The 24,550-nt window shown below is 41.7% G+C and carries 15 protein-coding genes; 4 read left to right on the forward strand and 11 right to left on the reverse strand.

What is annotated here, in order from left to right; genetic code table 11:
• Window positions 1-60 precede the first annotated feature (60 nt).
• Window positions 61-291 (forward strand): DNA-directed RNA polymerase subunit epsilon, encoded by a 231-nt coding sequence (locus tag HZR21_RS03605; RefSeq protein WP_003140175.1) that lies wholly within the window; start codon window positions 61-63, stop codon window positions 289-291.
• A gap of 81 nt (window positions 292-372) precedes the next feature.
• Window positions 373-2,070 (forward strand): ribonuclease J1, encoded by a 1,698-nt coding sequence (gene rnjA, locus HZR21_RS03610; protein ID WP_180746472.1) that lies wholly within the window; start codon window positions 373-375, stop codon window positions 2,068-2,070.
• A gap of 290 nt (window positions 2,071-2,360) precedes the next feature.
• Here the strand turns inward: rnjA and add are convergent, their stop codons facing one another.
• From add to rpoB, 7 genes are all read right to left on the reverse strand, one after another.
• Window positions 2,361-3,362 (reverse strand): adenosine deaminase, encoded by a 1,002-nt coding sequence (add, locus tag HZR21_RS03615; RefSeq protein ID WP_180746474.1) that lies wholly within the window; start codon window positions 3,360-3,362, stop codon window positions 2,361-2,363.
• An 18-nt stretch (window positions 3,363-3,380) separates the two neighbouring features.
• Entirely contained in the window at window positions 3,381-4,199 is an 819-nt protein-coding gene (locus HZR21_RS03620; protein ID WP_180746476.1) for a DNA/RNA non-specific endonuclease, read from the reverse strand.
• 75 nt (window positions 4,200-4,274) lie between these two features.
• A complete protein-coding gene (locus tag HZR21_RS03625; protein WP_180746478.1) occupies window positions 4,275-4,715 on the reverse strand; it encodes a SprT family protein in 441 nt (146 codons plus the stop codon).
• A complete protein-coding gene (locus tag HZR21_RS03630; protein ID WP_180746480.1) occupies window positions 4,699-6,861 on the reverse strand; it encodes a Tex family protein in 2,163 nt (720 codons plus the stop codon). Before HZR21_RS03630 ends, HZR21_RS03625 begins: the two co-directional genes overlap by 17 nt.
• Before the next feature lie 210 nt (window positions 6,862-7,071).
• A complete protein-coding gene (locus tag HZR21_RS03635) occupies window positions 7,072-8,553 on the reverse strand; it encodes a lectin-like domain-containing protein (protein ID WP_180746482.1) in 1,482 nt (493 codons plus the stop codon).
• A 599-nt stretch (window positions 8,554-9,152) separates the two neighbouring features.
• Window positions 9,153-12,764 (reverse strand): DNA-directed RNA polymerase subunit beta', encoded by a 3,612-nt coding sequence (gene rpoC, locus HZR21_RS03640; protein WP_180746484.1) that lies wholly within the window; start codon window positions 12,762-12,764, stop codon window positions 9,153-9,155.
• Between the two features lie 167 nt (window positions 12,765-12,931).
• Window positions 12,932-16,519 carry a DNA-directed RNA polymerase subunit beta gene (gene rpoB, locus HZR21_RS03645; protein ID WP_180746486.1) on the reverse strand — a complete coding sequence of 1,196 codons (3,588 nt, stop codon included), beginning with the start codon at window positions 16,517-16,519 and terminating at the stop codon, window positions 12,932-12,934.
• 619 nt (window positions 16,520-17,138) lie between these two features.
• Between rpoB and HZR21_RS03650 the strand changes: the two genes are divergently transcribed.
• Both HZR21_RS03650 and HZR21_RS03655 read left to right on the forward strand, forming a co-directional pair.
• A complete protein-coding gene (locus HZR21_RS03650; RefSeq protein ID WP_180746488.1) occupies window positions 17,139-18,611 on the forward strand; it encodes an ABC transporter permease in 1,473 nt (490 codons plus the stop codon).
• Window positions 18,612-18,648: 37 nt separating this feature from the next.
• Entirely contained in the window at window positions 18,649-19,308 is a 660-nt protein-coding gene (locus HZR21_RS03655) for an ABC transporter ATP-binding protein (protein WP_180746490.1), read from the forward strand.
• A 68-nt stretch (window positions 19,309-19,376) separates the two neighbouring features.
• On the opposite strand, the gene HZR21_RS03660 is transcribed toward HZR21_RS03655, so the two are convergent.
• The 4 genes from HZR21_RS03660 to sufU form a co-directional block, all read right to left on the reverse strand.
• Window positions 19,377-21,029, reverse strand: coding sequence for a phosphoenolpyruvate carboxykinase (ATP) (locus tag HZR21_RS03660; protein WP_180746492.1), 1,653 nt, complete (start codon window positions 21,027-21,029; stop codon window positions 19,377-19,379).
• Between the two features lie 238 nt (window positions 21,030-21,267).
• Window positions 21,268-22,686: a Fe-S cluster assembly protein SufB gene (gene sufB / locus HZR21_RS03665; protein WP_003138648.1), complete on the reverse strand. Its 1,419-nt coding sequence runs from the start codon at window positions 22,684-22,686 to the stop codon at window positions 21,268-21,270.
• 47 nt (window positions 22,687-22,733) lie between these two features.
• Window positions 22,734-24,032, reverse strand: coding sequence for a tRNA guanosine(34) transglycosylase Tgt (tgt, locus tag HZR21_RS03670; RefSeq protein WP_180746494.1), 1,299 nt, complete (start codon window positions 24,030-24,032; stop codon window positions 22,734-22,736).
• On the reverse strand, window positions 24,033-24,506 hold the full coding sequence (gene sufU / locus HZR21_RS03675) for a Fe-S cluster assembly sulfur transfer protein SufU (RefSeq protein WP_180746495.1): 474 nt from the start codon (window positions 24,504-24,506) through the stop codon (window positions 24,033-24,035). It lies immediately after the preceding gene.
• Between the last annotated feature and the right edge of the window lie 44 nt (window positions 24,507-24,550).

Here is a 24,550-nt window from a genome sequence, read left to right on the forward strand (position 1 = left end):
TAATGCGACCTTTATTAAAGGTGCACCTGTAAAATTAAATTACTATACTGGAGAAAAAATATGCTTTTCAAAGTCTTTTATCAAGAAACTAAAAAACGTAGCCCAAAACGCGAAACAACACATTCGCTCTATTTAGAGCTTGACACGACTGACGTTCGTCAAGGTGTCATCCAAGCACGCGAAATCATGCGCGACAATACAGATTACCATGTTGAATTTATCGATGCCATCAGTGATGAGCAAGCAGCATACGAAAGAGAATCTGAAGGCTTCAACATCACAACCTTTTAAGAAACCTTACAACTTGTGAGATTCATCACAAGTTTTTTAATAAACTAAAAAAATAGATCATATAAAAAAGAAAAGAGAAAGATGACTACTAATAGCTACACCAATCTAAACATCAAACCCGATGAAGTCGCGGTTTTCGCCATTGGCGGACTCGGTGAAATCGGTAAAAACACTTATGGTGTCGAATATCAAGATGAGATTATCATCGTTGATGCCGGCATCAAATTCCCAGAAGACGATTTACTCGGCGTTGACTATGTCATTCCTGACTATAGCTACATCGTTGATAATCAAGACCGCATTAAAGGTGTTTTCATCACCCATGGTCACGAAGACCATATCGGTGGGATTCCTTTCCTCCTGAAACAAGCCAATGTGCCCATTTATGCTGGCCCATTATCACTTGCTTTAATCCGCGGAAAACTTGAAGAACATGGCCTCTTGCGTGATGCTAAACTCTTTGAAATTCATCCTGATGATGAGATTGCTTTCAAATACTTGAAACTTTCATTCTTCCGCACGACTCACTCAATTCCAGAGCCTATCGCCATGGTCATAGATACACCGCAAGGTAAAATCGTTGCCACTGGTGACTTCAAGTTTGACTTCACACCAGTTGGTGAACCTGCTGACTTGCACCGTATGGCTGCACTTGGTGAAGAAGGCGTACTACTTTTACTTTCTGACTCAACAAATGCTGAAATTCCAACTTTCTCACATTCTGAAAAAGTTGTCGGCGCTTCTATTCAAAAAATCTTTGAGCGCATTGAAGGTCGGATTATCTTCGCTTCATTTGCCTCAAATATCTTCCGTTTGCAACAAGCCGTTGAAGGTGCCGTTAAGACTGGTCGTAAAATCGTTGTCTTCGGCCGTTCAATGGAGAAAGCCATTGTTAACGGGATTGAACTTGGCTATATCAAAGCACCAAAAGACACTTTTATTGAACCTGGTGAAGTGAACCAGTACCAACCGCATGAATTACTCATCATGTGTACTGGCTCACAGGGTGAACCAATGGCTGCACTCAGTCGAATTGCAAATGGCATGCACCGTTTTGTGACCTTGCAAATGGGTGACACCGTTGTCTTCTCATCTAATGCCATTCCTGGGAATACGCATGGTGTGAATCAATTAATTAACCGTATTTCTGAGGCTGGTGCTAAAGTCATTTATGGTAAAATGAACAACATTCATACATCTGGTCATGGTGGTCAGCAAGAACAAAAACTCATGCTCCGCTTGATTAAACCGAAATATTTCATGCCAGTCCATGGTGAGTACCGGATGTTAAAAATCCATGCCGGTCTCGCTCAAGATACTGGTGTGCCAAAAGAAAACTGTTTCATTTTTGAAAATGGTGATGTCTTAGCACTGACTGCTGACTCTGCTCGTTATGCAGGTCACTTTAACGCCCAAGATACTTACGTTGATGGTAATGGTATCGGAGATATCGGCAACGCTGTCCTTCGTGACCGTCATGAATTGTCAGAAGACGGTGTGGTCCTCGCTGTTGCAACAGTAGACTTCAAGAGTAAGATGATTTTAGCGGGTCCTGACATGCTCAGCCGTGGCTTCATCTATATGCGTGAGTCTGGTGATTTGATTCGCTCAGGGCAACGCGTCTTGTTCAATGCCATTCGTAAAGCCATGAATGATGAAAATGCTAATGAGGCAAGTGTTGCACGCGCCATGACAGAGGCAATTAAACCTTTCTTCTATCGTGAGTTAGAACGCGAACCGATCATTATTCCAATGGTCTTGACACCTGATAAAAAATAAATGATACAAAGGGGCTAGGATAAATGCCACCTAAAAAATAGGCTATGAACCTTTTCTGATGTTAATCAGAATCGTTCATAGCCTATTTTTGTATCAGCTTTCGATAAATTATCAAGCATAATGATTTTCTTATCAGAAACAATACAAGATTGATGTAAAAATTGGTGTTTCTATACCAAATCAGTATTCTTTTGCCAAAACAATACGAAATCGGGGTAAAAAAATTGCCGATACCAAAAAGAGAAAAGTAAACTAACCAGTTTGCTTTTCTCTTTTTGGTCGTTGAGACTTTAAAACTCACTGATTAAAGCATCACGCTGTTCAGGAGACATGAAACTTGCCTCAAAGGCATGACGACCGATTTGACGAAACTCCGCCTCACTCAAGTCATACCAACCAGCAATTTTTTCATATTCATCATTTAAGGTCGTGCCTGAAACAGTCCGATTATCTGTATTAATGGTCACTCTGACACCCGCATCCAAGAGTTTCTTGAAAGGATAATTAGCCAAAGTATCGACAGCCTTGGTCTGGAAGTTAGAGGTTGGGGCCATTTCAATCGCAATTTTATCAGCGACTAAAGCCTCCCAATTGCCTGGTACATCTTTTAAGGCCACACCATGGCCAATCCGACTAGCACCAGCCTTGATAGCGCCTAAAACATTTTGAGCACAACCACATTCACCCGCATGTAAGGTCAACGGAATCTGATTTAACTTGACCTTTTCAAGGACTGATGCGAAGTGTTCTGGAAAACCATCTACTTCTACTCCTGCCAAATCGAATCCAGCCAGATGTGTCAAGCCACCGTCTGCAAATAAATCGACGACTGTTAGAACACTGTCGACTGATTCATGACGCATGCCGCAGAGTAAGGCATTGGCTTTAACTTGGAAATCACGTTCACCTGCTGCCAAGCCTCGTGTAACCGCGGCAACCACTTGTGATAGCGTCAAGCCAGCTGCCGTATGCAAGGTTGGAGCAAAGCGGATTTCCATATAGCGGATGTTGTCTTTCTGCGCTTGCTCAAGGATGTCATAGGCTGCCAGTTCAAGCGAAGTTTCAGTTTGCAACATCGGCAATACAAAGTCAAAAGGCGTTAAGTAATCCATCAGGCTTTCAGCATTTTGAGGTGCAGTAATTTTTAGACGCAAATCCTCATCTGAAACTGGCAACTCTATTCCTGCCTGCTGCGCCAGTTGCCGAATCGTTTGCATCGAAATTGAGCCATCCAAATGACAATGCAGTTCTATTTTAGGTAACTTTTCAATTGTTGCTCGCGATGTCCGCATAAGCCACTCCTATCTCTTTTACTTAGTTTTTTGTCCGACTCCAGTCAGATAATCAATCTGATAACCCGGCTGAACATTAAATACATAGACATTCAAATCATAGCTTTTGCCACCATCTTCGATAGATTTCGCCATCATCTGCACCCCACGAGGCAAGAGCTCATTGCCCTGATAAACTGGCGTAACCTGATAGCGCACATGTAATTTCTTATAATACAAAACATCCGAAATTTGCGACTCAAAATCTTGCATCCCAGGCGAATTCATAGCCCGCGTGCCCGTCACCAAATTCTCCTTGCTGCCCGCATCACCCGAAAACATCCAAGCCACCAAATGACTCCGATTATAAAGCGTCACCAGACCATTCTCAAAATAAATTTCCTGATTATTAGACCGACCATTGTAAGACCAACCTGCTGGATTATTAGGAATTCTTGGTCGTGACATGGTTTTGACTTGCATATACCGATTGTAACTCAGACGTGCATTGGCTTGATTAGCTCTACCTAAACTATCAAGAGGAGAAAATTTTAGCCAGTCGTCCTGATTTGAATCCTGCGCTAGTGCCCCAGCAGAAAAAGTCGACTTACCACCATTTAACTTGACATAATAAGTATCAGAGCCGTTCCATTGTAGCTTGAGTAGCTCATCAGCATTGCTTGCTTTAATCACCTTTTCTTGCGAAAAAGGATTATTATTGCCTGATTGTGAAAAGACAAAGTAGCCTAGAAAGCCAAGGACAAGAACAACCAAGACAATCAGTTGTTGCGTTTTCGTCAAACTATTAAATATTTTCTCGCTTGATTTGACTAATTTTTTTTGCTCCGATTTTTTCATAGCTTACTCCCTCCTCTATCCTATTCCACACAAGTATTATAGTCATTTAAGAAAGCAAAGCAAACATTTTTTTGCTTATAATGAATATAATTTACCACGACATTTACCACACCGATATTTCTTGACGTCCAATCGCCTGCGACGTCGATATGTTTGACCACATGATAAACAAGTATAGGTCAGATATTGAACATCCGGTAACGGTGGGGCAAAGCGTAAACCACCAACTTGCGACAGCAACACTTTAAATTCACGGTCAGCATGTTTATAGCCACGGCCTTCACGGTAAAGATGATAGTGGACAAGCTCATGTTGGACGATTTTACGAAAGACATCTTCTGAAAAGACATCATACATTTTTTCATTGAAATCCAGATATAAATCTTTTGGAAAAAATCGTCCGCCCGTTGATTTTAATCGGCGATTAAACTTAACTTCATGTTCAAAGGGTTTGCCAAAATCCGTTAACGATACCCATTGAACAAAAGCTAGTAACGCATCATTTTTGTTTGTCATCTGTTTCAGGTAAGGCTTTAGGTTCAACCATTGACAAGCCCACTTTACTGCCACGGCTTTGGTCAATTTGGTAAACCCAAACGGTTACAATCTGACCAACAGCCACAACACTTGACGGGTCCTTAACGAACTTTTTAGCCATGCGTGAGACATGAACCAAACCATCTTCTTTGATACCGATATCAACAAAGGCACCAAAATCGACAACGTTACGGACAACACCTTCCAGTTTTTGACCCACACGTAAATCTTTGACCGATAAAACATCTGAGCGTAAGATTGGTGCATCAAAATCATCTCGTAAATCACGGCCTGGTTTCAGCAAATCTGAAATGATATCTTTCAATGTCGCTTTACCAACTTCAAGTTTATCAGCTAATTGATTAAGGTCAGCTTTTTCTAATTTAGCGCGTGCCGCATCATCCAACTCCTGAATACCAAATTCAGAAAACAATTGGTCCACAACCTTGTATGACTCTGGGTGAACGCCTGTATTGTCTAAGATATTAGCACTGTTTGGAATACGCAAGAAACCTGCTGCCTGCTCAAAAGCCTTAGCCCCTAGACGCGGCACCTTATTGATTTCCTTACGTGACTTGATTACACCGTTTTCTTCTCGGTAAGCCACGATATTTTTAGCAATAGTCGCATTCAAACCTGCAACGTGTGAGAGCAAGCTAGCACTTGCCGTATTGACATTGACACCGACTTGGTTGACCACTGTATCGACGACAAAATCCAGATTTTCTGTCAATTTTTTCTCAGATACATCATGTTGATACTGACCAACACCGATCGCTTTTGGCTCAATTTTCACTAATTCAGCTAACGGGTCTTGCAAGCGCCGAGCAATTGAAATGGCTGAGCGTTTTTCAACAGTCAAATCTGGAAATTCTTCTCTCGCCAATGGACTAGCTGAATAGACAGACGCACCACTTTCCGATACGATAACGTATTTGGCACATAAGTGATTGTCTTTAATCACGTCTGAAACAAACTGCTCACTTTCTCGTGATGCTGTCCCATTGCCAATGGCGATCATTTCAACGTCATAATCTGTAATCAGCTTGGTAAGTTCAACTTTTGCCTGCTCAATTTGCTTAGCTGAAGCCGGTTTAACGGGGTAAATTACTGTCGTCATCAACATTTTGCCAGTTTTATCGACAATGGCAATCTTAGCCCCAGTTCTAAAAGCTGGGTCAAAACCAAGGACAACTTTACCTTTCAAAGGCGCCACAAGCAAGAGATTCCGCAGATTTTTACCAAAGGTTTCAATCGCGCCATCTTCCGCACGCTCTTTAAGCTCAGCACGAACATTACGCTCCATAGCTGGGATGATTTTCGATTTGAGTGCCTCATTGATAGCTGTTTTCAGATACGCATTGGCCTTGGCATTATAACGACTCTCAAACATGAGCGTCATCTTATCAATATTGTGCTCAAACTTGACCGACAAAACGCCAAGTTTTTCACCTCGATTAACCGCTAAAACTCGATAGTTCGGGATTTCAGACAGTTTATCCGAAAAATCATAGTAAATCTGAAAGACATTTTTCTCATCCAGACTATCATCTTTTTCAGTCGTCATCAAGCGTGAGTTTTGCTTGATTTCATTGAGCACCCAAGCCCGCATCTTCACATCTTCAGAAATGGCCTCAGATAAGATATCAAGCGCACCTGAAATTGCATCGTTAGCTGAGGGCACCTCCTCGTTTAAGTAACCTTCAGCACTTGTTGCGACGTCACCATTTTGCATAATGACTTTAGCCAACCCAAACAAGCCACGTTCTTTAGCAATCATCGCCTTCGTCCGACGTTTCGTCTTATAAGGTAAGTAAAATTCTTCAACTTCTGATAACTTTTCAGCTGCCAATATATTTTTCTTCAGGTCATCTGACAGCTTACCCAATTCTTCAATTTTAGCAAGGACAGCCGTTTTACGCTCATCCAATTTGATAGCACGGTCGTTTTCGTCCACTATTGCCTTGATTTGAACCTCATCCAAATCACCCGTCGCTTCTTTCCGATAACGCGCGATAAAAGGAATGGTATTGCCCTCGCTCGTCAAGTCTAATACCTGCTTGATTTGCTTAGGCGAAATTGAAAGTAGAGTTGAAATTTTCTCGATTTGTTCATTAGTTTTCATTTGTCTATTATACCAAAAATAGCGCCTTGTGTCCTTACTATCTCACTAAAAACCAAATAGAAGAGATGCAAGTATCAAACCCATTGAGAATTAAAAGAACGCATTTTTTCAAAAAAAAGAGTAGGTCAATTTAGACCTTACTCTTTTTTAGTTATTCAAATCAAAAATAGTCATTTTCTCTCCTTGTTTTAAGCTTTCATCTTATTTCAATCACAAACTGCTAATCGTCCCTAATAAGGTATCAATCGTTTGCGCTGCGGCATTGATTTGAGTTGAATAGTGGTCGATACGACCTTTAAGTCGGTCAAGTTCTTCTCTAGACTGCGCTTCTTTTTCAGTGATTTCCGCTTGGGCATCACTGATGATTTGTTGGGCTGTTGCATTGGCAGTGTCAATGATTTGACCTGCCTCGTCTTCTGTTTTGCGCATAAAGGAATTTCCCCAATGTCCGACGTCATCATTTCCGATTGGATTGAAACCAAAAGAGATGCCATCGCCACCTTTTTCAGAACCGGTGTGGACTTGCACCCATGTACCATCACTTTGTTTGACCCATTTATTGGTCCTACCACCACTTTTTTCGACGCTATTGCTACCCAGATTAACGCTAGCATCCAGGTCAAAATCTTGCGAGAGGTCAATCCCTTTATCGCTACCTAAAATAGCTGTTCCTGCCTGGTCGTTTTTGTCCGGTGTCAGCTGAATGACATTATTTGCTTGGTCTAGGCTTGCACTGTTGATGATATTTTGTCCCGTTACAGTATCACTGATTTGCTTAGGTATCGCAAAACCTTTTGTTTCATCTACGACTTTCCCTTGTTTATTTTGCGTAAAGATGATTTTAGATGTTTGCTGCGCATCAGTATAATAGGTTTGACCGACTTGGGCAGCCTCTAATTGAACGGGCCGACCATTCTCATCATATACCGTACTTGGTGCGACATCGCCATTGACTGTCGCATGCGCTGTCCTAGCACCATCCTTTGATGTTGTCGTAACATTCGAAATAATCGTTTTGCCATCCGTAACTTTTCCAGAAGTTCTATCATAAGTTGGCAGAGTATCGCCATTTTCTGTTGATTTATGAACCCCCGTGCCAATGGTGTCAGTCACATTACCAACGATTGCTGTTCGAGAGTGATCTGAGGCGGTGTACGTACCACTTGAGATATTGCCGTTTGAATCTGGTATGACATCAGAAAAACCAGATACGGTATTTTTCACTTCGTCTGGTGATTTATTCTCAGGTGTTCCAATGACTGAATTGTTCTTATCCGGTGTTACTACTGCGCCATTTGCATCTGCCACTTGATTAGCTTGCTCATAAGTTAAATTAGTTTCATTGTGGTCTGCGCTCGACACTTGTTTCACATTTGTCAGACCTTTGGGTGCCACTTCATCTGCATAGACAGTGGCGTCATCTGTTCTGTCATTTATTGCAGTATCTATCTTTGTAGCTGTATGTGACAAATGTCCCAATTCTGCCGCATTGATATCATTAAAATCTTTAATCAAACAGGTTGTTTCTTTTGTTTCAGCGACTGCTTTTTCAGGGTCTAGCGTTTCTTCTACCTGGTCATTTACACCAACAAATCCAACTCTGAGAGCACCCGCGACAATTGCTAAAAAAGCGCCCGCTTGAACTAAAAATCTGTGCTCTCTTAGTCGTTTTTTCTTTTGTTTCTGTGCCATCCGTTCCCTCCATCTATTATTTTAGGTAATATTGTTGAGATATTACCTTACTAAAAGTACAGCAGAATCAGTTTTCTTAAATCCCCTAGGTCGTCCCTCCTATTTCTTGTTTTGTTTAATAAAAACCAAAGTTTTATGACACCGTTTTGTATTTATCTTATCTTTTTATCATACTTATATTATATCTAATTTAGTTTAAATTCTCAAGAAATATGGTGGCGCTTTCTTACGGTGAGATACCAACTTATGACAACCCCAAAGCATATCATCACGAAATAAAAATATGTAATGAACGATTGCTATTTATTGATAAATTGTAAAGCATTGTAGTTGTATTGTAAGAACTTTTGATTTTGTGCGAAATTCGAATTGTTTTGCCAAAACAATACTAAATTGGTAAGAAAATTGCTATTTTTATGCGAAATTCGCATTCTTTTGGCAAAACAATACTAATTTGGTAAAAACTATCGATTTTGCGCTAAATCCTAATGTCTTCCCTAACACAATACAAAAAAGCAGACTAGGATAATCAAATGGATTGCCCTAATCTGCTTTTCTATATTGTTGACTGAGGACTTTTTGTCCTAGCCTTTGATTGATTATTCAGTTACTTCTGCAACAACTTCTTGTGTTTCAGCAACTTTTGCTAATGGTTCAAGGTTACGGTAACGTGCCATACCAGTACCAGCTGGGATGATTTTACCGATGATAACATTTTCCTTAAGACCAAGCAATGGATCTTTCTTGCCACGGATTGCAGCATCAGTCAAGACACGTGTTGTTTCTTGGAAGGATGCAGCTGACAAGAATGAGTTCGTTTCAAGCGATGCTTTAGTGATACCCATAAGAACTGGACGAGATGTCGCAGGTACGCCACCATCAAATAGAATTTGTTGGTTGGCTTGCTCGAAATCAGCAATGTCCATGAGTGTACCAGGCAAGAGATCTGTATCGCCGGCATCCATGACGCGGACTTTACGGAGCATTTGACGGACCATTACCTCAACGTGCTTGTCGCCGATCTCAACCCCTTGGCTTCTATATACTTTTTGCACTTCTGCAAGTAAGTAAGTTTCAACTGAGAGTGTATCGCGAACTTGAAGTAAGTGTTTTGGTTGAATAGAACCTTCTGTCAGAGGCGTTCCACGGTGAATGAAATCACCAACTTCAACGTGCATACGTGCTGTAAATGGTACTTCGTATGTCCGTGTATCTGTTTCACCTTTGACTGTTACTTCTTTCTTACGAGTCGCTGGTTCTTCAGTGATTTCAATGACTTCACCCGTTACTTCAGTGATGACCGCTTCCCCTTTAGGGTTACGAGCTTCAAAGATTTCTTGGATACGAGGGAGACCTTGTGTGATATCTTCAGATGACGCTACACCACCCGTGTGGAAGGTACGCATGGTCAACTGTGTACCAGGTTCACCGATTGATTGGGCAGCGATTGTTCCGACTGCTTCACCAACTTCAACTGCATCACCAGTTGCCAAGTTGACACCATAACAATGTTTACATACACCATGACGTGTTTTACATGTAAAGACTGAACGGATTGTTACTTCTTTGATGCCAGCTGCAACGATTTGCGCTGCAATGGCTTCTGTAACCAACTCATCTTCACCGATGATTTGTTCACCTGTTTCTGGATGAACAACTGTTTTACGTGTGTAACGACCATTGAGACGTTCAGATAATGGTTCAACCATTTCTTTACCTGTCGCAATATCGCTAATCACAAGACCACGGTCAGAACCACAGTCATCTTCACGAATGATCACATCTTGGGCAACGTCAACGAGACGACGTGTCAAGTAACCTGAATCGGCTGTTTTAAGGGCCGTATCGGTCATCCCTTTACGGGCACCATGAGTAGAGAAGAACATTTCCAAAACGGACAGGCCTTCACGGAAGTTTGAGATGATTGGGAGCTCCATGATTTTACCATTCGGCGCTGCCATCAACCCACGCATACCCGCGAGCTGTGAGAAGTTGGAAATATTACCACGGGCACCGGAGTCCATCATCATAACGATTGGATTCGACATGTCTTGGGCTTCAATCAGGCGACGCTCAAGTTCTTCTTTAGCACCACGCCATACGTCTGTTACCATTGTATAACGTTCATCATCAGTCATCGCACCACGACGGAATTTTTTCGTGATTTGTGCTACTTTATCATGTGCTTCTTCAATGATGAGATGTTTATCTGCAACAACCGGGATATCAGCGATACCCACTGTCAAACCAGCCTTAGTAGAATGGTGGTAACCGAGGTCTTTGAGGCGGTCAAGCATTTCTGATGTCAAAGTCGTACGGAAACGTTTGAAGACTTCTGCGATGATATTACCCAAATGTTTTTTCTTGAATGGTGGGACCAAATCAAGGTTTTGGATGAATTCAGTAACATTTTCACCAGGCGCCATGAAGAAACGGTCATCCGTTTGTGATGTTAAGTTTTCTTGTGTTGGTTCATTCAGATAAGGGAACTCTTCTGGCATAATCGCATTGAAAAGGATTTTACCAACAGTCGTAGCCATGATCTTATCTTTTTGGTTTTCAGTCCAAGGTTTGTTCAATGATTTCGTTGCAATCCCAACACGTGTGTGCAAGTGAACGAAACCATTACGCCAAGCAACTTCTGCCTCATCAGCGTTAGCAAAGACCATGCCTTCACCTTCACGACCAGCTTCTTCCATGGTAATGTAGTAGTTACCCAAAACCATATCCTGTGACGGTGTAACAACTGGTTTACCATCTTTCGGGTTAAGAATATGCTCAGCAGCTAGCATCAAGATACGCGCTTCTGCTTGGGCTTCTTCTGAAAGTGGCAAGTGAATCGCCATTTGGTCACCATCGAAATCGGCATTGTAGGCCTCACACACAAGTGGGTGAAGACGAATCGCACGACCATCGATAAGGACTGGTTCAAACGCTTGAATACCGAGACGGTGGAGCGTAGGTGCGCGGTTAAGTAGAACTGGATGTTCTTTAATCACATCTTCAAGCACATCCCAAACATCTGGGTCTTGACGTTCAACTTTACGTTTCGCGGCACGGATATTAGGTGCCATGTCACGTTTAACAACTTCACTCATAACAAATGGTTTGAAGAGCTCAATCGCCATTTCGCGCGGCACACCACATTGGTACATTTTAAGTGTTGGACCAACGACGATAACCGAACGACCAGAGTAGTCAACACGTTTACCGAGCAAGTTTTGACGGAAACGCCCTTGTTTCCCTTTCAGCATATGGCTGAGAGATTTAAGTGGACGGTTACCTGGACCAGTAATCGGACGACCACGACGACCATTATCTACAAGCGCGTCCACGGCTTCTTGCAACATCCGTTTTTCGTTTTGAACGATGATATTTGGTGCATTCAATTCCATCAAACGTTTCAAACGGTTATTCCGGTTGATCACACGACGGTACAAATCGTTCAAATCAGAGGTTGCAAAACGACCACCGTCGAGTTGAACCATCGGACGTAAATCAGGTGGAATGACTGGTAAAACATTGAGTACCATCCACTCTAATTTATTGTTTGATTTGTTGAAGGCATCCAAGACATCCAAACGACGGATAGCTTTGACACGTTTTTGACCTGTTGCAGTTTGTAACTCTTCTTTAAGTGCTGAGATTTCAACATCTAAATTCACATTTTTAAGTAAATCTTGAATGGCTTCAGCACCCATCTTAGCAACAAATGACCCAAAACCATTTTTGAGCATTTGTTCGCGATATTCGCGCTCAGTCAATAATTGTTTTTTCTCAAGTGCTGTTTCTTTAGGGTCAATCACCACATAACTTGCAAAATAGATGATTTCTTCAAGTGAGCGAGGACTCATGTCCAAGGCTAATCCCATACGTGATGGAATCCCTTTGAAGTACCAAATGTGTGATGTTGGTGCTGCTAATTCAATATGGCCCATGCGCTCACGGCGAACTTTCGCACGTGTGACTTGGACACCACAAATTTCACAGACCTGGTTTTTATAGAAAACGCCTTTTAGCTTACCACAGCTACATTCCCAGTCTTTTGATGGACCGAAAATACGTTCATCAAAGAGCCCTTCGCGTTCTGGTTTTTGTGTACGATAGTTAATTGTTTCAGGTTTTTTGACTTCACCAAAAGACCAAAAACGGATTTTTTGAGGAGACGCAATCCCAATTTGCATACTCTCAAATTTATTTACATCGACCATTTTTTCTCCTGTAAATTGAAATTATCTTTAATTGCGACGAATCGCGATAATCTTGTTAAAGATAATCTCAGCAAGATTTTAGTCATCATTTGATTAAACAATAACTAAAATCTTTTGTTTTCGATTTTCTGTTCTGACACCGAGTTGAAAAGTGTTTGCACGAATGCTTATTGGCCAGCTTCTTCAATTGCTACTTCTTCAGCTTCAACAGCTGCAGCAACTTCTGCTTCCTTGGCTTCTAACATTTCAACTGTTACTTCTACTTTGTCATTGTTATGTGGATCATTATCTTCATCCAATTCACGAAGTTCAAGGACATTATCATCGACGTCCAAGACTTTCATATCTAAACCAAGTGATTGTAATTCTTTTACCAAAACTCGGAATGACTCAGGTAGACCTGGTGCAGGAATTTTTTCACCTTTGACAATCGCTTCATAGGCTTTAGTACGACCAACGACATCATCAGATTTATAAGTCAAAATTTCTTGTAGAATATTAGCAGCACCATAGGCTTCCAGTGCCCAAACTTCCATCTCCCCAAAACGTTGTCCACCAAACTGCGCTTTACCGCCGAGTGGTTGTTGGGTAACGAGTGAGTAAGGTCCGACTGAACGGGCATGAAGTTTATCATCAACCATGTGGTGAAGTTTGATCATGTACATGACACCAACTGATACACGGTTATCGAAGGCTTCACCTGTTCGACCATCATAGAGAACAGTCTTAGCATCATCTGCCATGCCTGCTTCTTTAACAGTGTTCCAGATGTCTTCATCACGTGCCCCATCAAAGACAGGTGTTGCAATGTGGATACCAAGTGTACGAGCAGCCATACCAAGATGGAGCTCCATAACTTGTCCAATATTCATCCGTGATGGTACACCGAGTGGGTTCAACATGATATCAACCGGTGTGCCATCTGGCAAGTAAGGCATGTCTTCTACTGGCAAGATGCGGGATACAACCCCTTTATTACCATGACGACCGGCCATTTTATCCCCAACATGAATTTTACGTTTTTGAACGATAAAGACACGAACAAGTGTATTCACACCAGTTTGAAGTTCATCACCATTTTCACGACGGAAAATCTTCACATCATGAACGATACCATCGGCACCATGTGGCACACGAAGTGATGTATCGCGAACTTCACGCGCTTTTTCACCAAAGATAGCACGGAGTAAACGTTCTTCTGGTGTTGGATCTGTTTCACCCTTAGGTGTGACTTTACCAACGAGAATATCGCCTTCTTTAACTTCAGCACCAATACGAATGATACCGAACTCATCCAAATGACGCATGGCTTCTTCACCAACGTTTGGAATTTCGCGTGTAATTTCTTCTGGTCCAAGCTTTGTATCGCGTGTTTCAGATTCATATTCTTCGATCGCAATTGATGTATAAACGTCGTCTTTAACGAGACGTTCACTCATGATAACGGCATCCTCGAAGTTATACCCTTCCCAAGTCATGTAGGCAACAAGTGGGTTTTGACCGAGGGCCATTTCCCCACCTTCCATAGAAGGTCCGTTACCGATGATTTCATCTTTTTCAACTTTGTCACCAACTTGAACAAGTGGGCGTTGGTTGTAAGATGTTCCTGAGTTTGAACGACGGTATTTTGTAACCGTATATTTGTCTAATTCACCAGTTGTACGACGGATGCGGATTTCACCACCGTCAACAAATTCAACTGTTCCTTCATGTTTAGCAAGGATGGCAGCACCTGAATCATGCGCTGCTTGATGCTCCATACCTGTTCCGACAAATGGTGCATGCGGATCAATCAATGGTACTGCTTGACGTTGCATGTTGGCTCCCATGAGGGCACGGTTGGAGTCATCGTTTTCCAAGAAAGGAATACAAGCTGTTGCGACTGCGACTACCTGTTTAGGTGATACATCCATGAAGTCAGCTTTATCCGCTTCAACTTCAATATTGTTACCACGTGTACGGGCCATAACTGTTTCACCAGAGAATTTATTATCTTCTGTTAATGGTGAGTTAGCTTGGGCAACGATGTAGTTATCTTCTTCATCAGCTGTCAAATAATGAATTTCGCTGGTTACAACACCATTCGCACGGTCAATACGACGGTAAGGTGACATGATGAAACCATATTCATTGATTTTACCAAATGATGACAAGTTATTGATCAACCCGATATTTGGTCCCTCAGGTGTTTCAATCGGACACATACGGCCATAGTGGGTATAATGTACGTCACGTACTTCATAGCCGGCACGGTCACGTGTCAAACCACCAGGTCCGAGGGCTGACAAACGGCGTTTGTGAGATAACTCAGACAGTGGATTATGTTGGTCCATGAACTGTGACAACTGTGAACTACCAAAGAACTCTTTAATAGCTGCCGTTACAGGACGGATGTTGATCAAAGATTGTGGCGTCATGTTTTCATCATCAGCTGAACTCATACGTTCACGAATGACACGTTCCATACGGCTCAAACCGATACGAACTTGGTTTTGGAGCAATTCGCCAACTGAGCGAATACGACGGTTACCCAAGTGGTCAATATCATCCACACGACCAATACCTTCGTTAAGCGCTAACCAGTAGTTAACATTTGCGATAATATCAGCAGGTGTTAAGTGACGGACTTCTGGTGCGATTTGACCATTTGAAATCACGTTGATCACTTTTTCTGGATCTTTTGGTGAGTAAACTTTAACAACTTGAATATCGATTGGCTCTGTGATGACAGCATCATCTGACGGATAAAGTGTAACAGTGTTCAAACCATTATCAAGTTCAGTCTCGATGCTATCCAACACGTCACGTGTCAATTCTGTGTCTTTGTCTACTAAGATTTCGCCAGTTTCACCACTAACTAATGGCTCTGCAAGCGTGAGTCCCAAAAGACGGTTTTTAAGAGCTAATTTTTTGTTAACTTTGTAACGACCAACTGGTGCAAAGTCGTAACGGCGTGGATCAAAGAAACGAGCTGTTAACAGGCTACGTGAGCTGTCAGCTGTTTTAGGTTCACCAGGACGAAGGCGGTCGTAGATGTCTTTAAGGGCTTCTTCTGTCCGTGTGTCGCCAGCGTATTTATGGATGTCTTTTTCGATTGTTGCGCGAGTCAATTCGCTATCGCCAAGGATTTCAAAGATACCTTCATCTGAGCCAAAACCGAGGGCACGCATGATTGTCGTAAATGGTAATTTACGCGTGCGGTCGATGCGGACGTAACCGATACCTTTGGCATCAGTGTCTAACTCAAACCAAGCGCCACGGTTAGGGATAGTTGTATGACCATATGATTCCAGACCATTTTTGTCAACTTTTGGATGGAAATAAGTACCAGGTGAGCGAACCAACTGAGAAACGATGATACGTTCAGCACCATTGATGATGAAAGTACCCATTTCTGTCATAAGTGGGAAATCGCCGAAGAACACTTCTTGTGTTTTCAACTCGCCAGATTCTTTGTCAACCAAACGGAAAGTCACAAATAATGGTGCTGAGTAGTTGGCGTCATGTGCACGCGCTTCCTCAATTGTGTATTTAGGTTCTTTCATTTCATAACCGACAAATTCCAGGTCTTTTGTGCCTGCGAAGTTATCGATTGGTAACATTTCTTTGAATACATCAGCCAACGACTGGTCTAAGAAACGTTGATAAGAGTCGGTTTGAATTTCGATCAAATTCGGCAAATCAAGTACTTCTTTGATTCGCGAAAAACTGCGTCTAGTACGGTGTTTACCGTATGCTACGTCATGTCCTGCCAAGATCTTCTCCTCTAAAAAGATGTTGAGTTAGCTGCCTTGAAAGCTTGGAAATTTCTGAAATTAATGTAGACGAATTAACACTCGTCCGAATTAACTCGGAAATTTTCTAAACCCAAGGTGCCTAAACTCACTTCTAATACTTCCGGTTGTTTCTATAAGTTATTAAGAGACAACCTTTAAAGTGGATTGTGTGCAATGTGGTCAATTTACCGTGATAAAGTGACCATTTCTAGTTTGTCAACGAACTTTTCTGAAAAAGTTAAGAATTTTCAGAAAGATTTTTTTTGCGTTACATTTTGCAGTTTTCACTGCTCAAGACGTCAAAAAAAGCAACGAAAATAAAACTTCTCGCTGCTCACAAAGCACTAGGGACAATATTTCCTAGCATTTTGCCGACAAACTCTTTAAAACATTATAGCATATTTTAAGCTTGTTTTCAAGAGATAATACCTTATATTAGCTATGTTCCTTCTCTCATTTCAAGCGCACTAAAAAACAAGAATTGCCTGAGAATTGTAAACTTTTTCTAAATCTTTAGGTTCTTTTAAGTTAAAGCCTATACACTTAGGCTTGTCATCACAGAAACACTCTCGGAGTGTCAAATTGAAAGGTGGAATGAATGAATTTTTTCAAAAGAGCGTGGCTGTATTTAACAGCAAAAGTGGGGAAAACAGCTATCTTAATGCTCGTTTTTACTGCCATTAAGGTATTTGTTTTAGCTGGTTTAACCATTCGGCAAGCCGCTATTAAAGCGACAGAGAATGCTAAAAAAGAAGTTGGGGCATCTGTTACCTTATCAGTCGACCGCGATAAGATGATGCGTAAAGCAATGAGCGTCGCAAATAATGATGGCTCACCTGTTCGTATCGAAGAAACACCTGTGCCACTTGAACAGGCAGAAAAAGTGTCAAAAATGTCTGATGTCAAAGACTATTCTTTTTCTACGTCTGCTAATGCTGCTGCCAGTACTAATATTAAACCAATTACTGGAAATTCCGATACATCAAGCCAACAGGGATTTGGGGGCGGTAGAGCTGGTGAGGAAGTCGACACCTCAAAAAGCACTGTTGCTATGAATCCCGATTTCCATATTACTGGTGTCAATAATTTACTTACACTACCTACATTTGAGGATGGGACAGCTAAAATCATTTCTGGGCGTGCAATCACTGAAAAGGATAAAAACACCAATAATGTTGTCATCGAAAGTCAATTGGCAACTGCTAATAAGCTAACTGTCGGTAGTACCTTTACTTTAAAAGATGAAGATAGTAAAGACCGTGAAGTTAAAGTTGTCGGTATTTACAAAACGACAAAAGTTGCGGATGCAGCAACACAAAGAATGACTTCATTAAATCCTGCCAACACGATTTATGCACATTATGTTTTGACCAATAGTTTTAAAGAAGGGGCAACAGATACTAGTCAACAAACAATTGATAGCGCGGTTTATTATCTGAAAGACCCAGCGAAAATGACCAAATTCGTGGCAACGGCTAGTCAAAAACTGGATACTGATACCATGACTTTGACTGCTAATGACCAAGCCTATCAACAAATGCTGACACCATTGAACAATGTCGCGAGTTTTGCAACTAATATCGTCATTCTAGTTGCGGTTGCTGGTGTGATTATTCTTAGTCTAATTGTTATTCTAAGCATTCGAGAACGTCGCTTTGAAATTGGTGTCTTAATGAGTCTGGGTGAAAATAAAGCCAAAATTATTGGGCAATTTTTTATTGAACTATTTGTCATTATGCTTGTTAGTGTGAGTCTTGCCAGCTTAACCGGAAATGTCATCGGTAATGCTATTGGTAATCAGCTTTTGACACAACAAAATACAACACAACAAGAGCAGAAACAAAACGCGTCTACTTCTCAAGGTGGGGGAGGATTCATGGGCGACCTTAGTGGACCATTCACACCAAGTAAGCAAGAGGCAAAACAAATTGAGCGGATGAATGTTAAAATGACACCAAAAACAATTTATCTACTCGGTGCTTTAGCTTTGGGAATTGTTTTAATTGCGATATTTGTCGCCTCTATCGGTATTTTAAGGTTGGAACCAAAGGCTATACTGACTACTAATTAAACAGACGAAAGATAAACCAACCATCGGAGGAAGACACATGTTAGAAACAAAAAATTTAGGGTTTTGGTATCAAGACCCTGCAAATGCCTTATTTATGGATGTTAACTTACAATTTGAACCAGGTAATATGTATGCCATTCTCGGAAAAAGTGGCAGTGGCAAGACAACCTTTCTGTCACTCATTTCTGCCCTTGAATCGCCAAAAGAAGGTGCCATTCTCTACAACTCAGAGAACTTGGATAAAATCGGACTAACGCGCTTTAGAAGACAGCATCTTGCCAATGTTTTTCAAGCTTACAATCTTTTGACTTATATGACTGCCTATCAAAATGTAAGTAGTGCGCTTGAAATCAGTGGTGTCAAAAAAGAAAATAAACGTGATTTCATTACTGAAAGTCTCAAGTCAGTTGCCATCACCGAAGATTTGCACCATAAAAAAGTCGCACAGTTATCTGGTGGACAACAGCAACGAGTCGCAATCGTCCGTGCTATGATTACAGGTGCTGATATCATCGTTGCGGATGAACCAACAGGCAATTTAGATGAAGAAACAGGACGCGAGATGATTGCCTTATTTGAAAAAATTGCACATGAGCAAAATAAAATCGTCATTTTAGTCACCCACGATAGCGATATTGCCAAACGCAGTGATGTGACTTATGAATTAAAGGATAAAGTCTTTCATGTTCGCAGTTAATCACTAACAAATAGTTGCTCCCAACCATCAAAAAAAGCAAGATAAACGTGATTATCTTGCTTTTTTGCTTAGCCAAGCGCCGCTAAAATCTTTTTAACAGCATCCTCTGTCCCCAATGGTAAGGCATGGTAGGCATTCATTTCCAATTTTTTAGACTCAATGAACCGTAAACGTTCTGTCATACTTGCTTTTAAGGATGCAACATAACCCTCATGTTCAAAGTCGGGATTGAGATGTTTGATTGGCAGATAAGATAAACCTTCAATTGGTCCAAAAGGCACAAAATTACCAATACCATCAATAATCGCCTCAATCGCGCCTAGTGTATGATGTGGCTTAATTTTTGCACCATTAAAATAACCCGTATTCAGGATATAACAGTCAATCGCTTTATCCTCAAACAACTTTTTAAAGGCCGTGAAATCTTCACCCAGTGCATATGAGCGAAACGGATTAGCAAAAGGTTCAATCACAATTTCATTTACATCAATATCCCCAACGATATTTTCAGCCGTTGAGCGTTTGGTCGCAAGTGTTAAACCAAAAATAGATGCCAAATTAGGGTCGCTGACCTTGACAACTGGTGGCAAACTCTCATCTTGCATAATCCAGTAAACAGCATTGATTTTCTCTTTAATATGGTCCACACGATTCGGCGTGACCAGTTTAGACTTGACTGTTCGACCGTTACCATTTCGAATATCTTCTGTAACAATAACTTTCTTCCCAACTTCATCTAGCGTGACACCAACATTTTGACAGGTCAAGAAATATTTGACCATTTCACTCATCATCGGATAGTCCTGCGTTTTATCAAAATAAGCAGGCTCCAAAGCTGTCGTCGAGCCATCTTGATGATTAATAATAAAGGCATCATCATGTAAGACGGTCACTTGATATTTACTATCATTCTTAGCTAGCGTAATCGTTGACTTTCCTGAACCCGACAAACCAAATGCCGCCATGGTATACTTTTTACCATCACTCAAGGTGTACTGTTTCATCCCACCATGACAAGCAATATAATTATTGTCATGCGCTGTCGCCCAAGCCAGAGTCAAAGTCGCCTTCTTATACTCGCCAAAATACCGTAACCCTAAAATGACAGCAACATTATGCTTAGGGTCAAAGAGTGCTAGACCATTAGGATAATCCGGATGTTGCCAGTCTGGGTCGCCAAATACATATAAATCACCGGTCTGATAGGGCTTAGACTCAGCATACATTTTTTGATATTCTGTCGTTTCCCGCTGGAAATTAAGTAAGTAATTTAAGACGGTGTTGGCATACGCAGCAGGCAACAACAGGTGACTTTTGAGCATAAACTCGGGGTTCAATCCGACATAAACTTCGGTTGTATAAACTTTTCTTCGACTAACCCCAAACACTGCCTCACGCACAAGACGTGCAAAATAAGCTGTGTCTACGTCTGGTTGGCCAATAATTTTCCTGGCCGCTGAAGTTCGCCCGACGACTTCTCCATCGTTGAAAACAAGGACTTTACTGTTCTCCGGAAAGCCGTGAATCTCTGGCTCATGAATTGGCAAATCATTGATAATGGTTCCTGACGTTTCTTTGGCTAAGGCGTAGGCCTCAGCAACCGTCTCAATTTTCTCGACATTATTCGCATAAAAGGCCGTTTCGACCGTTGCTCTAATCGCTGAAAATAAAGGATTCTTTTTTTGAATGTCTTTGATTTTGTATTTTCCGATTGATGTCATCTGATATCCTCCTTGATATCTTGCCTGAGTCATACGTTCATGATTTTATTATACGCCTTTTTCCAAAATTTTCAAAAAATTTATTGAACTTTATTTTAAATTCATAAAAAACCGTGTTTTTTATCACAAAACAGGCAAGCTATCTTGGGATTTTAGAAGGTATGTATCACTTCTCCTTTTAGCATTTTAACGCATAAAAAAGCTATATAAACAAAATGTTTATATAGCTTTTGGGGTCTTAACCCACAGACCCTTCCATTTCATAACTAATCAAGCGGTTCAATTCAACCGCGTATTCCATCGGTAATTCTTTCGTGAACGGTTCAACAAATCCCATGACGATCATTTCTGTCGCTTCGGATTCTGTCAAGCCACGGCTCATGAGGTAGTAGAGCTGCTCTTCAGAAATTTTAGACACTTTCGCTTCGTGCTCAAGGGCAACTTGCGAATTGTGAATCTCATTAAAGGGAATCGTGTCAGATTTCGAAATATCATCCATGATGATGGTATCACATTCGATATGGCTGACTGATTTCTTACTTGCTGGATTGAAGGTCACTTGACCACGGTAGTTGACTTCACCACCACCTTTGGCAATGGACTTAGACACAATCGAGCTTGATGTATTTGGGGCATTGTGTATCATTTTAGCCCCAGTATCTTGGATTTGTGAGCGATTGGCAAAGGCGATAGATAACATGGTACCGCGCGCGCCAGGGCCATCCAAATAAACCGCTGGATATTTCATCGTAATCGCAGCACCCAAGTTACCATCGATCCATTCAACAGTCGCATTGCTCAAAGCACGAGCGCGTTTGGTTACCAAGTTATAGACGTTATCAGACCAGTTTTGGATGGTTGAGTAACGCACGTAAGCGCCGTCAAGTGCGAAGATTTCTACAACTGCCGCGTGAAGCGAGTTACTGTTGTAAGTCGGTGCTGTACAGCCTTCGACGTAATGCACGCTGGCACCTTCGTCAACAACGATGAGGGTCCGTTCAAACTGACCTGTATTTTCGTTGTTAATCCGGAAATAAGTCTGCAAAGGAATATCAACTTTGATACCTTTAGGGACGTAGATGAAAGTCCCACCAGACCAAACAGCCGAGTTAAGTGCTGCCAATTTATTATCAGTTGGCGGCACAAGTTTTGCAAAGTATTTCTTGAAAATTTCAGGATATTCTTTTAAGGCTGAGTCCGTATCAGTAAAGACAATCCCGAGTTTCGTGAACTCATCTTTCATGTTATGGTAGACAACTTCTGACTCATACTGAGCTGAGGCCCCTGCCAAATAAGCACGTTCTGCTTCTGGAATCCCGATACGTTCAAAGGTTTCTTTGATTTTCTCAGGGACATCATCCCATGAACGAGCAGGTTTATCTGATGCTTTTTGATAATAAATGATATCGTCAAAATTGACACCTGATAAATCTGGTCCCCATTTAGGGAGTGGCAATTTGTGGTAAGCTTCTAACGATTTCAAACGGAAATCAAGCATCCATTCTGGTTCTTCTTTTTCAGCTGAGATGGCGCGAACGACTTCTTCAGTCAGGCCACGGCCTGTCGAATAAATCGGTGTCACGTCATCGTGAAAACCAAATTGATAGTCACCTAAGTCGACTTCTTCAATGTTGGGTTTGATAATATCTTCTGCCATATTTTTTGGTGCCTTTCATTTTTTTAATTAACGGTAAACCCGTCTATTTATTGCCATTCTGCTGGACTGGTATAAAGGAAATCGCGGGCGCGCTCCTCACCATAATAACGGACTAAAAAGTCACGTTTATAAGCCCAGAAGGCATTTTCAGAGTCGTTTAATTTCTGACGAATCTCTTCTACTGTTCTCACCACAAAACGCTCATTGTGAATACTTGCAAGGACCATGCCTGTCACTTCATTTGCCTTAAACAAATGCCGGAGATAGGCTTTGGTATGATTCTCACAAGTATAGCAATCACAATCACGATCAAGTGGGGTGAAATCATCTTCAAATTTCTTGTTCTTAATGTTGATGCGGCCATCATAAGTAAAAATGGCACCATTTCTGGCTTGACGCGTCGGTGCAACACAGTCAAAGGTGTCACAACCATACTCAACACCGAGGAATAAATCAGCAGGCTGTGCGCCCATCCCCAATAAATGTCTTGGTTTTCCTTCTGGAAGGGTTTCATTAATCCAAGTTAACACGTCTGGCAATTCCTCTGGTTGAAAAGTCCCACCAATCCCGAAACCGTCAAACTGCTCACCATTTTCAAGGGTTAAACCGCCTAGGAAACCAGCACTTTCGCGACGATAGTCTTCTTCACGGGCGCCTTGTACGACACCAAAGAGGGCTTGTTGCAATTCACCTTTTTCAGCGTGAACAGTGTTGAGCTCCGCATGACGACGTAATGAACGTTCTGCCCAGGCATGTGTCGTGTCGAGCGCAGATTTGATCTGCTCACGACCTGCTAGAGGAGAGGTCAATTCATCAAAGGCCATGTGGATATCGGCTGCGATTTGGTGTTGGAGCTCCATTGAATATTCCGGTGTCATATAAATCTTATCACCGTTGAGATGACTCTTGAACCAGACGCCTTCCTTCTCAACCTTGGTTAACTGGTCAGCACTCATCACGGCATTTTCAGCTGAGCCTTTTGTCGTATGACTGGTCGCATCCAAGCCTTTTTTAAAAGCCATGCCTAGTGAATAAACTTGGAAACCACCTGAATCGGTATACATTGGTTTGTGGTAGTTCATAAATTTGTGAATGCCACCTGCCTTAGCCAGCAAATCAGCACCTGGTCGTAACATTAAGTGATAGGTGTTTGACAAAATTGACTGGGCCCCAAGGGCATCAATCTCAGCATTTGTCAAAGTTTTCATGGTTGCGGCTGTTGCAGCACCAATATAAGCTGGCGTTTGGATGTCTCCATGTGGCGTTGAAATCGTACCACTACGTGCCAAGGTATTGGGGATTTTACGTTTGATATCAAACGTTAAGGCTTCTTTATTTCGAGTCATTTAAATTTCACAGTGTCCTGATAAATTGGCAACCTCAGAGCTGCCGTTACTATTTTCTAAGGCTTTTTTCAAAGCATTCCAAGCTAAAGTTGAGCATTTAATCCGTTGTGGAAACTTGGCAACGCCAGATAGCAAGGCACCGTCGCCTAATCTTTCTTGACGCTCATCTGTTTTACCTTGGACCATTTCAGAGAAAATATCTGCCAACTCAAGAACTTCTCCTGATTTTTTGCCAATCACAGCATCGGTCATCATTGAGGCTGAGGCTGTCGAAATACTACAACCTGAGCCGTCGAAGGCGATATCTGAAATAGTATCGCCGTCCAATTTCAACGAGAGTTTGATTACGTCGCCACAGGTTGGGTTATTCAAATCTACCGTCTCACCGTCCTGTAATTGGCCGTGGTGATGCGGGTGACTTGAATGATCAAGAATCACCTGACGATAGAGGTTATCTAATTTAGAAAGGGCCATGCTTACTCCTTTGGTCATACGTTGGCGAAGTCGTTTGGCACAAT

Source organism: Pseudolactococcus laudensis, from assembly GCF_013449735.1.
Lineage (GTDB): Bacteria > Bacillota > Bacilli > Lactobacillales > Streptococcaceae > Pseudolactococcus > Pseudolactococcus laudensis.